Source organism: Paraburkholderia sp. EG286B (genome assembly GCF_040965655.1).
In the GTDB taxonomy this organism is placed as follows: Bacteria; Pseudomonadota; Gammaproteobacteria; order Burkholderiales; family Burkholderiaceae; genus Paraburkholderia.
Genome location: NZ_JBFRCF010000004.1, coordinates 21,353 through 32,739, shown reverse-complemented (window position 1 = coordinate 32,739; position 11,387 = coordinate 21,353). Strand labels below are relative to the sequence as shown.

General features: G+C 64.7%; 9 protein-coding genes. 1 reads left to right on the top strand and 8 read right to left on the bottom strand.

Going from position 1 to position 11,387, the window contains the following annotated elements; all coding sequences use genetic code 11:
• Positions 1-2: 2 nt before the first annotated feature.
• Complete coding sequence (argJ, locus tag AB4Y42_RS09050; protein ID WP_368687505.1) at positions 3-1,244, bottom strand: bifunctional glutamate N-acetyltransferase/amino-acid acetyltransferase ArgJ; 1,242 nt, start codon at positions 1,242-1,244, stop codon at positions 3-5.
• A gap of 120 nt (positions 1,245-1,364) precedes the next feature.
• Entirely contained in the window at positions 1,365-4,169 is a 2,805-nt protein-coding gene (secA, locus tag AB4Y42_RS09045) for a preprotein translocase subunit SecA (RefSeq protein ID WP_368687504.1), read from the bottom strand.
• A gap of 342 nt (positions 4,170-4,511) precedes the next feature.
• Between secA and AB4Y42_RS09040 the strand changes: the two genes are divergently transcribed.
• A complete protein-coding gene (locus AB4Y42_RS09040) occupies positions 4,512-4,985 on the top strand; it encodes a DciA family protein (protein ID WP_368687503.1) in 474 nt (157 codons plus the stop codon).
• Positions 4,986-5,074: 89 nt separating this feature from the next.
• On the opposite strand, the gene lpxC is transcribed toward AB4Y42_RS09040, so the two are convergent.
• From lpxC to AB4Y42_RS09010, 6 genes are all read right to left on the bottom strand, one after another.
• The gene (gene lpxC, locus AB4Y42_RS09035) at positions 5,075-5,992 is read right to left on the bottom strand and encodes a UDP-3-O-acyl-N-acetylglucosamine deacetylase (RefSeq protein ID WP_133183019.1); all 918 of its coding nucleotides are present in this window, start codon (positions 5,990-5,992) and stop codon (positions 5,075-5,077) included.
• Between the two features lie 259 nt (positions 5,993-6,251).
• The gene (locus AB4Y42_RS09030; protein ID WP_368687502.1) at positions 6,252-6,761 is read right to left on the bottom strand and encodes a peroxiredoxin; all 510 of its coding nucleotides are present in this window, start codon (positions 6,759-6,761) and stop codon (positions 6,252-6,254) included.
• 263 nt (positions 6,762-7,024) lie between these two features.
• Positions 7,025-8,227 carry a cell division protein FtsZ gene (gene ftsZ, locus AB4Y42_RS09025; protein ID WP_028207795.1) on the bottom strand — a complete coding sequence of 401 codons (1,203 nt, stop codon included), beginning with the start codon at positions 8,225-8,227 and terminating at the stop codon, positions 7,025-7,027.
• A gap of 141 nt (positions 8,228-8,368) precedes the next feature.
• Complete coding sequence (ftsA, locus tag AB4Y42_RS09020; protein WP_042270315.1) at positions 8,369-9,601, bottom strand: cell division protein FtsA; 1,233 nt, start codon at positions 9,599-9,601, stop codon at positions 8,369-8,371.
• Between the two features lie 27 nt (positions 9,602-9,628).
• Complete coding sequence (locus AB4Y42_RS09015; protein WP_322033927.1) at positions 9,629-10,384, bottom strand: cell division protein FtsQ/DivIB; 756 nt, start codon at positions 10,382-10,384, stop codon at positions 9,629-9,631.
• 60 nt (positions 10,385-10,444) lie between these two features.
• Positions 10,445-11,386, bottom strand: a complete 942-nt coding sequence (locus AB4Y42_RS09010; protein ID WP_368687501.1) for a D-alanine--D-alanine ligase — start codon at positions 11,384-11,386, stop codon at positions 10,445-10,447.
• Between the last annotated feature and the right edge of the window lies 1 nt (position 11,387).

Here is an 11,387-nt window from a genome sequence, read left to right as displayed (position 1 = left end):
AATCAGGAGCGGTAATCCGCGTTGATGCTCACGTAGTCGTGCGAGAGGTCACAGGTCCAGATCGTGGCCTGCGCGTCGCCGCGGCCGAGCAGCACGCGAATCAGGATCTCGCTCTTCTTCATGACGCGCTGACCGTCTTCTTCGCGGTAGGCCGGGTTGCGACCGCCCGCTTTCGCCACGAGCACGTCGTCGAGATACAGGTCGATCTTGTCGACGTCGAGGTCCGTCACGCCGGCATAGCCGATCGCCGCGAGGATACGGCCGAGGTTGGGGTCCGATGCGTAGAACGCCGTCTTCACGAGCGGCGAATGGCCGATCGCATAGGCGATCTGGCGGCACTCGGCCACGTCCTTGCCGCCTTCCACCTGCACGGTCATGAACTTGGTCGCGCCTTCGCCGTCGCGCACGATCAGCTGCGAGAGTTCCTGGGCGACGGCCGTCACGGCGTCGCGCAGCGCGGCGTAGGCGGGCGTGTCCGTCGAGGTGATCGCGGGCAGGCTCGACTTGCCCGAGGCGATCATGATGAACGAGTCATTGGTCGAGGTATCGCCGTCGATCGTGACGCAGTTGAACGAGCGGTCCGCCACGTACTTCACGAGTTCGTCGAGCACGGGCTGCGCGACGTTCGCATCGAAAGCGAGGAAGCCGAGCATGGTCGCCATGTTCGGCTTGATCATGCCCGCGCCCTTGCTGATGCCCGTGAACGTGACGGTGTGGCCGTCGACCGTCACCTGGCGCGACACGGCCTTCGGCAGCGTGTCGGTCGTCATGATGGCCTGCGCGGCGTCGTACCAGTTCGCGGCCTTGCGGTTCGCCAGCGCGGCAGGCAGGCCCGCCTTCAGGCGGTCGATGGGCAGCGGCTCGAGGATCACGCCGGTCGAGAACGGCAGCACCTGCGAGGATTCGAGGCCGGCCAGGCGCGCGAGTTCATCGCAGGTCTCGCGGGCGTGCTTCATGCCCGGCTCGCCGGTGCCCGCGTTCGCATTGCCGGTGTTCACCACCAGCGCGCGAATGCCCTTGCCGCCGGCGCGCACCTTCGCGAGATGTTCGCGGCACACCGTCACCGGCGCGGCACAGAAACGGTTCAGCGTGAACACGCCGGCAACGCTCGCGCCTTCGTCGACGGAAATCACCAGGACGTCCTTGCGATTGGGCTTGCGGATGTTGGCTTCCGCCCAGCCGAGCGTCACGCCGGCGACCGGATGAAGTTGTGCGGGATCAATCGAGGGAAAATTGACAGCCATGGTGGCGACCTGTCGAAATGGCAATGCCGGCCAGGGCGCTGGAGCCTGGCCGGCATCGGGATTCAAAACGCAAGGCCCGCCAGGGAAAGCGGGCCACCGGAATCTACGTTCAAGCCTGCGTCACGCGATCTTGCCGTGACACTGCTTGTACTTCTTGCCGCTGCCGCACGGGCACGGATCGTTGCGGCCCACCTTCGGCATCTCGCTGCCCACCGGCGGCGTATGGCTCATGGCCGCGCCCACCATCGCGGCGGCGGCGTCGGCAGCCACCGGTGCGGCAGCCGCGGGAGCCGGCGCCGTGTCGGCTTCGGCGAATTCGGCATGGCGGAACTCGACGTTCTCGACATGATGGCCCTGCTCTTCGATCTGCTCGGCCGCCTGTTCGAGCTGCTCCGGCGACTGGATCTGCACGTTCATCACGATGCGCGTGACTTCGAGCTTGACGGCTTCGAGCATCGCGGCGAACAGTTCGAACGCCTCGCGCTTGTACTCCTGCTTCGGGTTCTTCTGCGCATAGCCGCGCAGATGGATGCCCTGGCGCAGGTGGTCGAGCGCCGCGAGGTGTTCGCGCCAGCTGCGGTCGAGCGTTTGCAGCATGACCGAGCGCTCGAACGCGCTGAACGATTCGCGGCCCACGAGCGCGACCTTCTGCTCGTACGCTTCGTCGCCGGCGGCCAGTACGGCTTCGAGAATTTCATCGGCGTCGATCGACGACGACTCGTTGATCATCTCCTGGATCGCGAGGTCGAGCTGCCATTCGTTGCGCAGCACTTCTTCGAGCTCGGGCACGTCCCACTGCTCTTCGATGCTGCCGTGCGGCACGAACTGGCGCACGATGTCGGTGATCACGCCATGACGCATCGCGCCGATCGTTTCGGTGATGTCATGCGCTTCGAGCAGTTCGTTGCGCTGCTGGTAGATCACCTTGCGCTGATCGTTCGAGACGTCGTCGTATTCGAGCAGCTGCTTGCGGATGTCGAAGTTGCGCGCTTCGACCTTGCGCTGCGCCGATTCGATCGAACGCGTGACGATGCCCGCCTCGATCGCCTCGCCTTCCGGCATCTTCAGGCGGTCCATGATCGCGCGCACGCGGTCGCCCGCGAAAATGCGCAGCAGCGGGTCTTCGAGCGAGAGATAGAAACGCGACGAACCCGGGTCGCCCTGACGGCCCGCACGGCCGCGCAGCTGGTTGTCGATCCGGCGCGACTCGTGACGCTCGGTGCCGATGATGTGCAGACCGCCCGCGGCCTTCACCTGATCGTGCAGCGTTTGCCACTCGTCGTGCAGTTGCTGGATGCGGCGCGCCTTTTCGTCGGCGGGAATCGCTTCGTCGGCTTCGATAAACGCTGCCTGCTTCTCCGCATTGCCGCCCAGCACGATGTCGGTACCGCGGCCCGCCATGTTGGTGGCGATGGTGACGCGCTGCGGACGGCCCGCTTCAGCGACGATCGCGGCTTCACGCGCGTGCTGCTTCGCGTTGAGCACTTCGTGCGGCAGACCGGCCTTCGTGAGCAGGTTCGAAAGCAGCTCCGAGTTTTCGATCGACGTCGTGCCGACCAGCACCGGCTGACCACGCTCGTAGCATTCGCGGATATCGCGGATCACGGCGTCGTAGCGTTCGTTCGCCGTCTTGTAGATCTGATCCTGCTTGTCGATCCGCTTGGGTGTGCGGTTCGTCGGGACCACCACCGTTTCGAGGCCGTAGATCTCGTTGAATTCGTACGCTTCGGTGTCGGCCGTACCCGTCATGCCCGAGAGCTTCGCGTACATGCGGAAGTAGTTCTGGAACGTGATCGAAGCGAGCGTCTGGTTCTCGCTCTGGATCTTCACGTGTTCCTTCGCTTCCACGGCCTGGTGCAGGCCGTCCGACCAGCGGCGGCCGGCCATCAGACGGCCGGTGAATTCGTCGACGATGATGACTTCGCCGTTCTGCACCACGTAGTGCTGGTCCTTGTGAAACAGCGTGTGGGCGCGCAGCGCGGCGTACACGTGGTGCATCAGCGTGATGTTCTGCGGCGCGTAGAGGCTTTCGCCCTGGCCGATCAGGCCCCACTCGGAGAGCATGCGCTCGGCCTTCTCGTGGCCCGACTCGGTGAGGAACACCTGGCGCGCCTTTTCGTCGAGCGTGTAGTCGCCCGGCTTTTCCACGCCCGTGCCGTCGGCCTTCTCTTCGCCGATCTGCTGCTCGAGCAGCGGCGGCAGCGCGTTCATGCGCACGTAGAGTTCGGTGTGGTCTTCGGCCTGGCCCGAGATGATGAGCGGCGTACGCGCTTCGTCGATCAGGATCGAGTCCACCTCGTCGACCACGGCGAAGTTCAGCGCACGCTGCACGCGCGCCTCGGTCTCGTAGACCATGTTGTCGCGCAGGTAGTCGAAGCCGAACTCGTTGTTCGTGCCGTAGGTGATGTCCGCGGCGTACGCTTCCTGCTTCGTCGCGTGGTCCATCTGCGACAGGTTGATGCCGACGGACAGACCGAGGAAGTTGTAGAGGCGCGCCATCCATTCGGCGTCGCGCTGCGCGAGGTAGTCGTTCACCGTCACGACGTGGACACCGCGGCCCGACAGCGCATTCAGGTAGACGGGCAGCGTGGCGACGAGCGTCTTGCCTTCGCCGGTGCGCATTTCAGCGATCTTGCCGTAATGCAGCACCATGCCGCCGATCAGCTGCACGTCGAAGTGGCGCATTTTCAGCACGCGCTTGCTCGCCTCGCGGCAAACGGCGAACGCCTCGGGCAGCAGTTCGTCGAGCGAGGTGCCATTGGCCACGCGCTCGCGGAACTCGACCGTCTTCGCGCGCAGTTGCTCGTCGGTGTACTGCTCGATCTTCGGTTCGAGCGCGTTGATCGCCGCGACCGTCTTCTGATATTGCTTGATCAGGCGCTGATTGCGGCTGCCAAAGATTTTCTGTAAGAAACCGGTGGTCATCGGATCGGTGTCTGCGTCGCGGCTTCGGCCGTGATTCCTGAGGGCGGGTTCAGCGGGTTGTGCATGTGTGCACTACGCATCCGGACCGGAGGGACCTCGGCGGCTTTAGCCCAAAAATGGTGGATTCGAATCGGGCATTTTAGCACGCGCCCTCTCACCCGCCTGTGTCAGCGCGAAGACGGCTCTGGCGCGCGGTGCCCGCACGGACGGCCTTCCCGCCGTGCGGCGAAGGGCCGCGATGCGGCCCTGGCCGAATGGCCTGAAGGCGCTTGGATGAGCGGTGCGCAGGCTACAATGACGGCATCAGAGTCCCGTCCGCGCGCTCGCCCCTCCTTACGCCACATGAGCCGTTTCTCGCCGTTTTCAAGGTCCAGGGGACCACGCGCCCCCCAGCCGCTCGCTGAAGTGCTGAGCCGCACGGACGCGTTCGCGCCGCTGCGCGCCGGCGTCGAGCAGATCGCGGCGATCCAGCGCGACCTGAACGCGCTGCTGCCCGACTATCTCGCGGCGAGCGTCGAGCCCGGCTTCATCAAGGACGGCACGCTGGCCCTTTTCACCGCGCACAATGCGCTAGCCGCGCGGTTGCGGCATCTGGAGCCCCGGCTCGTGGCCGACCTGCAGGCGCGCGGCTGGGCGTTGAACAGTGTGCGCATCCGCGTGCGTCCGCAAGCCGTGAAAGATCCCACGCCGCCCAAGCAGGCGCGCATGACGCCGGCCGGCGCGGCAGCGCTCCAGGCGCTGAGCGAGACGCTCGAGGCCTCGCCGCTGCAGGCCGCCCTCGCGAAGATGGCGGCGCGCCACACCAAAAAGCGCTGATCTGCGGCGCCGAAATTTCTCGAAGCCGCGCAAAAAAGAAAAAGGGCAGCATATAGCTGCCCTTTTTACTGCCAGATCGCACCCGAAACTCAGGCGAATGCGGTCTGTGCCTCGTAGCCGAAGCCGCGCGGCGCCTTCTGCGGATCGTCGAACGTAACGATCTCGTAGGCGTCCTCATTCGCGAGCAGCTCGCGCAGCAGCGCGTTGTTCAGGCCGTGGCCCGACTTGTACGCGTCGTACGCCGCCAGCAGCGGATGGCCGACCACGTACAGGTCGCCGATCGCGTCGAGCATCTTGTGCTTCACGAACTCGTCGTCGTAGCGCAGGCCGTCGTTGTTCAGAATGCGGTACTCGTCCAGCACGATGGCGTTGTCCATGCTGCCGCCGCGCGCGAGGCCCAGCTCGCGCATCATCTCGACTTCGTGCGCGAAGCCGAACGTGCGGGCGCGCGCGATTTCGCGCACGTACGAGGTATTCGCGAAGTCCACTTCGAGCGCCTGACCCGTCTTGTCGACGGCCGGGTGGCGGAAGTCGATCGTGAACTTGAGCTTGAAGCCGAAGTAAGGGTCGAGGCGTGCGAACTTGTCGCCGTCGCGGATCTCCACGGGCTTCTTGACCTTGATGAACTTCTTCGGAGCGTTCTGCTCCTCGATACCCGCCGACTGGATCAGGAACACGAACGAAGCCGCGCTGCCGTCCATGATCGGAATTTCCTCGGCGGTCACATCCACGTAGAGGTTGTCGATGCCAAGGCCTGCGCAGGCGGACATGAGGTGCTCGATCGTCGAGACACGTGCGCCGTCTTTCTGCAGCACCGAAGCGAGGCGGGTATCGCCAATCGCCATCGCCGATGCGGGGATGTCCACCGGCGTCGGCAAATCCACGCGCGAAAACACGATGCCCGTGTTCGGCGCCGCCGGACGGAGCGTCAGGTCGACCTTGCGCCCCGAATGCAGGCCGATGCCGACTGTCTTCACGATTGATTTGATGGTTCGCTGCTTCAACATGGTCTTCTTGCTCATTGAAAATCCCAATCGGGACTTTTTAATTCATAGCACGAATTATACTCCAGTTGCGCCGAGTCCGTCGTTTTCACCGGCGTGACAAACTGTTTCCCCGTGTTACCCAATGGGGATGGAGCGCGGGCCGACGCCCGGAACGGAGGCGTTCCCGGGGTAATCGGCCCGCTGGGCTCACGTAATCGCCTGTCACATTTGCGCCGCAGGTACACGTTGCTTCAGGGCAACGCCGCGCCCGCGAACGCGCTCATGCGCGGGTCAACGTGGCAAGTATGCTCGCAGCATCGCTCACTTCGAACTTGCCGGGTGCTTCGACGTGCAGCGTCTTGACCACGCCGTCGTCGACCACCATCGCATAGCGCTGGGAGCGGATTCCCATGCCACGCGCCGACAAATCCTGCTCCAGTCCGAGTGCACGAGTCAACGCTGCGCTGCCGTCGGCCATCATGCGTACCTTGCCCGAGGTACGCTGATCGCGTCCCCACGCGCCCATGACGAACGCGTCGTTGACGGACACGCACCAGACCTCGTCGACACCGGCCGCGCGCAGCGCGTCATAGTGCTCGACGTAACCCGGCACGTGCTTCGCGGAGCACGTGGGCGTGAACGCGCCCGGCAATCCGAAGATCACCACGCGCTTGCCCGCCGCTTCCTTTTGCACGTCGAAGCTGTTCGGCCCCAGCGTGCAACCCTCGCGCGCGTCTTCGACGAACTCGAAGAGGGTCGCTTCGGGCAGCGTTTCACCCTGTTTGATCATGACTCGTCCTTCGCAACGATGCGCAAGCGTGTCGCGCTGGCGTCGTGCAATGTTGGGCAACGATGTACTCCAAGGTTACACAGGAACGCCTGGCGACACCGCGCCTGTCCCCCACGCTCAACGCGTGGCGGGCAACCGTCCCTGCCGCGCATCCTCGCGGATGCGGCCTTGCTGGCCTTGCTCGCCTTCATTGCTACGCAGCGCGCTGTCTGTCTGCGGGCGAGGGCAACGCGTGCCCTGCCGCAGTCAGATCGGCTCGCGTGTCAGTCCGCCTGCTTGCGCAGGAACGCCGGGATATCGTACGTGTCGACGCCCTTTTCCTGCAGCGCCTGCACGTGCGAAGCCGCGGTGTCGCGCGACGTGCGCCACACTGCCGGCGTGTCGAGCGCGCCGTAGTCGGCCGTGTTGCCGTGGCCGCTGTGCTGCGGTGCGTACGAACCCGCCGGAGCCGGGATCGGCTGGTTGTCCGTGCCCGTGCGCAGCAGTTGCATCGGCGCGGCTTGCTGCTTCTTCGCAGCGCGGCCGAGGCCCGTTGCCACCACCGTCACGCGCAGCGCGTCGCCCATCGCGTCGTCGTACACCGCACCGAAGATCACCGTCGCGTCTTCTGCGGCATAGCTCTTGATGGTGTTCATCACTTCGCGCGTTTCCGACAGACGCAGCGAACGGCTCGACGTGATGTTGACCAGCACGCCGCGCGCACCCGACAGATCGACGCCTTCGAGCAGCGGGCTCGCCACGGCCTGTTCCGCCGCGAGGCGTGCGCGATCGACACCGGCAACCGTCGCCGTGCCCATCATCGCCTTGCCCTGCTCGCCCATCACCGTCTTCACGTCTTCGAAGTCGACGTTCACGAGGCCGTCGACGTTGATGATTTCGGCGATGCCGGCAACTGCGTTGTTCAGAACGTCGTCCGCGCACTGGAAGCACTTGTCCATCTCGGCGTCATCGCCCATCACGTCGAACAGCTTGTCGTTCAGGACGACGATCAGCGAGTCGACGTGATCCTCCAGTTGCTGCGAGCCGGCTTCCGCCACGCGCATACGCTTGCCGCCTTCGAACTCGAACGGCTTGCTCACCACGCCAACTGTGAGAATGCCCATCTCCTTGGCGATCTGCGCGACGACCGGGGCTGCGCCCGTGCCGGTGCCGCCGCCCATGCCGGCGGTGATGAACACCATGTGTGCGCCGCGCAGTGCGTCGGCGATGCGCTCACGGGCTTCTTCTGCTGCCGCGCGGCCCATCTCCGGCTTCGCACCGGCGCCAAGGCCCGTGTTGCCGAGCTGAATCACGGCCGATGCACGCGAGCGCGAGAGCGCCTGTGCGTCCGTGTTCATCACGATGAAGTCGACGCCTTGCACGCCGCGGTTGATCATGTGCTGCACGGCATTGCCGCCCGCACCACCAACGCCTACCACCTTGATGATGGTGCCGTTGGTTTCGGTTTCCAGCATCTGGAATTCCATGTTGCCTCCGTCAAGAAAAAGATTCCGCTCCTCGGCCGTTATCCAGTGGAAGATCGGGCAACCTTCCACTGCGCGCTAGCCGCCGTCACCAGCGCGATTTTCGAAGCTTGTACTTCGCCTTCTGTCCTGCGACTTCTGTGGTTAGAAGTTGCCGAGGAACCAGTCCTTCATGCGTGAAAAGACCTGGCCCATCGACCCCGACTGCACTGCAACCTTGCGCCCGCGCATGCGCTGCGAGCGGCCTTCGACGAGCAGGCCCATCGCCGTCGAGTAGCGCGGATTGCGCACCACGTCGGCCAGACCGCCCGCGTATTCCGGCACGCCGATGCGCACCGGCTTCAGGAAAATGTCCTCGCCCAGCTCCACCATGCCCGGCATCATCGCGGCGCCGCCCGTGAGCACGACACCCGAGCTCAGCAGTTCTTCGTAGCCCGACTCGCGCACCACCTGCTGCACGAGCGAGAAAAGCTCTTCCACGCGCGGCTCGATCACGGCGGCGAGCGCCTGGCGCGACAGCGTGCGCGGACCGCGCTCGCCCAGCCCCGGCACTTCGATCATCTCGTCCGGATCGGCGAGCGCCTGCTTCGCGATGCCGTAGCTCACCTTGATGTCTTCCGCGTCGGGCGTGGGCGTGCGCAGCGCCATGGCGATGTCGCTCGTCACCTGGTCGCCCGCGATCGGAATCACCGCGGTATGGCGAATCGCGCCTTCGCTGAAGATCGCGATGTCGGTCGTGCCGCCGCCGACGTCGACGAGCACCACACCCAGTTCCTTCTCGTCCTCGGTCAGCACCGCCAGCGACGAAGCGAGCGGCTGCAGGATGAGGTCGTTCACTTCGAGGCCGCAACGGCGCACGCACTTTACGATGTTCTGCGCCGCGCTCACCGCGCCCGTCACGATATGCACCTTCACTTCCAGGCGGATGCCGCTCATGCCGATCGGCTCGCGCACATCTTCCTGGCCGTCGATGATGAATTCCTGCGTGAGGATATGCAGCACCTGCTGGTCGGTCGGGATGTTGATCGCCTTCGCCGTTTCGATCACGCGCGCGACGTCTGCCTGCGTGACTTCCTTCTCCTTGATGGCGACCATGCCGCTCGAGTTGAAGCTGCGAATATGGCTACCCGCAATGCCGGTGAATACGTTAGTGATCTTGCAGTCGGCCATGAGTTCCGCTTCTTCGAGCGCTCTCTGGATAGACTGCACTGTGGCCTCGATGTTCACCACCACGCCTTTCTTGAGACCTTTCGATTCGCTCTGGCCGAGACCGATCACTTCGTAGTGGCCTTCGCCCTTCAATTCGGCGACGACGGCCACCACCTTCGACGTCCCGATGTCGAGGCTGACCAGCAGATCCTTATAGTCTTTACTCATATCGTGCTCGTTGCGTGTGATGTCCTGTTACTTCTTGCCCGGAGCGGGCGTGTCACTGATGAAGCGCATGCCGGCCGCCCTTATCGCAAACCCGTTTGGATAACGCAAGTCCGCGTATTCGATCTCTTTGCCCCAACGTTGCGTTACCGCCGACCATGCCGCGATGAGGCGGTGAGAACGCTCGCTCAGTGTGTCGGCGTTGCGCTCGCGGCCCAGCTCCACCTGCATGCCGTTCGAGAGCTTCACCGTCCATGCGTAACGCGGCGAGAGCGTCACTTCGTCGGGCGTGAGCCCGAGCGGCGCGAACCACTTCTCCAGGTCGCGGTAGCGCGCAACCACCTCGGGCGCCGTGCCGTCGGGGCCGTCGAACGCGGGCAACTCTTCGTCGAGTTCGCCCTGGTTCGCCGTGAACAGCTCGCCATCCGTGCTCACGAGCTGATCGCTGCCCCACGTGCCCAGCGGTTTGTACTCTTCGAGCGTGACAGCCAGTGCGTTGGGCCACACGCGGCGCACGCTCGCGTGACGCACCCACGGCATCTGCTCGAACGCGGCGCGCGCCGTATCGAGATCGACCGTGAAGAAGTTGCCCTTCAGCCGGCCGACCACGCTCGCACGCACGGTGGGCGAGTTGATGTGCTCGGTGTCGCCCTCGATGCGGATCTCTCGCAGCGCGAAGTTCGGACGCTGCACGAGCCAGTAGCAGCCGGCCGCCAGCAGCGCGAGCGCGAGCAGCGCGTGCAACGCGTTGGCGGCAAGGTTGAGCTGGCGTACGTTATTCCACATTTCGAGATTGTCGGTTCACTACTGGTTCGGCAATTCGTCGGTCAGAGATTAATCAGGGGTTCAATCTTTTAGCGTTTGTGCCAGCACGCGCACCACCAGATCGCGATACTCGATGCCTACCGAGCGCGCGGCCTTCGGCGGCAGCGAGTGATCGGTCATGCCCGGCGCCGTGTTCACTTCGAGGAAGTACGCGTTGCCTGCGCCGTCCATCATGAAATCGGCGCGGCCCCAATCGGTGCAGCCGAGCACGTCGAACGCGCGGCGCGCGAGCTTCTTCAGTTCCGCTTCTTTCTCCGGCGCGACGCCGCACGGAATCAGATACTGCGTCGTGTCGAGGATGTACTTCGCGTCGTAGTCGTAAAACTCACCCGCCGGCACGATCTTGATGATCGGCAGATCGAGGTCGCCCGCGATGCACGCGGTGTACTCGCCGCCGCCTTCGATGCTCTTTTCCACCAGCACGATCTTGTCGAACTTTGCGGCTTCTTCGAGCGCCGGCACGAGTTCGCTTTCCGCCTTCACCTTGATCACGGCCACGCTCGAGCCTTCGCTCGCGGGCTTCACGAAGAGCGGCAGGCCGAGCTTCGCGACGATCTGCGGCGCGCGCGCCGCGTAGTCGTCGCCGCGCAGCACCGCCTCGAACGGCGGCGTGGGAATGCCGAGCTGCTGCCACACGAGCTTGCTGCGGAACTTGTCGAGCCCGAGCGCGGAGCCGAGCACGCCCGTGCCCGTATAGCGAATGCCGTAGAAGTCGAGCGCGCCCTGGATCTGGCCGTTTTCGCCATAGCCGCCATGCAGCGCGTTGAACGCGCGCACGAAACCTTCGTCCTTGAGCGCCGAAAGCGGCCGCTCGGACGGGTCGAACGGATGCGCGTCGATGCCGGCGCTCTGCAACGCCTGCAGCACCAGCGTGCCCGACTTGAGCGACACTTCGCGCTCGGCCGACACGCCGCCGTACAGCACCGCGACCTTGCCAAATTGTTTCGGATCGATACTGCTCATG

What these genes read in the sequence shown, in the direction of transcription:
- argJ (WP_368687505.1), bottom strand. Translation starts at nt 1,244, where the DNA reads ATGGCTGTCAATTTTCCCTCGATTGATCCCGCACAACTTCATCCGGTC.
- secA (WP_368687504.1), bottom strand. Translation starts at nt 4,169, where the DNA reads ATGACCACCGGTTTCTTACAGAAAATCTTTGGCAGCCGCAATCAGCGC.
- AB4Y42_RS09040 (WP_368687503.1), top strand. Translation starts at nt 4,512, where the DNA reads ATGAGCCGTTTCTCGCCGTTTTCAAGGTCCAGGGGACCACGCGCCCCC.
- lpxC (WP_133183019.1), bottom strand. Translation starts at nt 5,992, where the DNA reads ATGTTGAAGCAGCGAACCATCAAATCAATCGTGAAGACAGTCGGCATC.
- AB4Y42_RS09030 (WP_368687502.1), bottom strand. Translation starts at nt 6,761, where the DNA reads ATGATCAAACAGGGTGAAACGCTGCCCGAAGCGACCCTCTTCGAGTTC.
- ftsZ (WP_028207795.1), bottom strand. Translation starts at nt 8,227, where the DNA reads ATGGAATTCCAGATGCTGGAAACCGAAACCAACGGCACCATCATCAAG.
- ftsA (WP_042270315.1), bottom strand. Translation starts at nt 9,601, where the DNA reads ATGAGTAAAGACTATAAGGATCTGCTGGTCAGCCTCGACATCGGGACG.
- AB4Y42_RS09015 (WP_322033927.1), bottom strand. Translation starts at nt 10,384, where the DNA reads ATGTGGAATAACGTACGCCAGCTCAACCTTGCCGCCAACGCGTTGCAC.
- AB4Y42_RS09010 (WP_368687501.1), bottom strand. Translation starts at nt 11,386, where the DNA reads ATGAGCAGTATCGATCCGAAACAATTTGGCAAGGTCGCGGTGCTGTAC.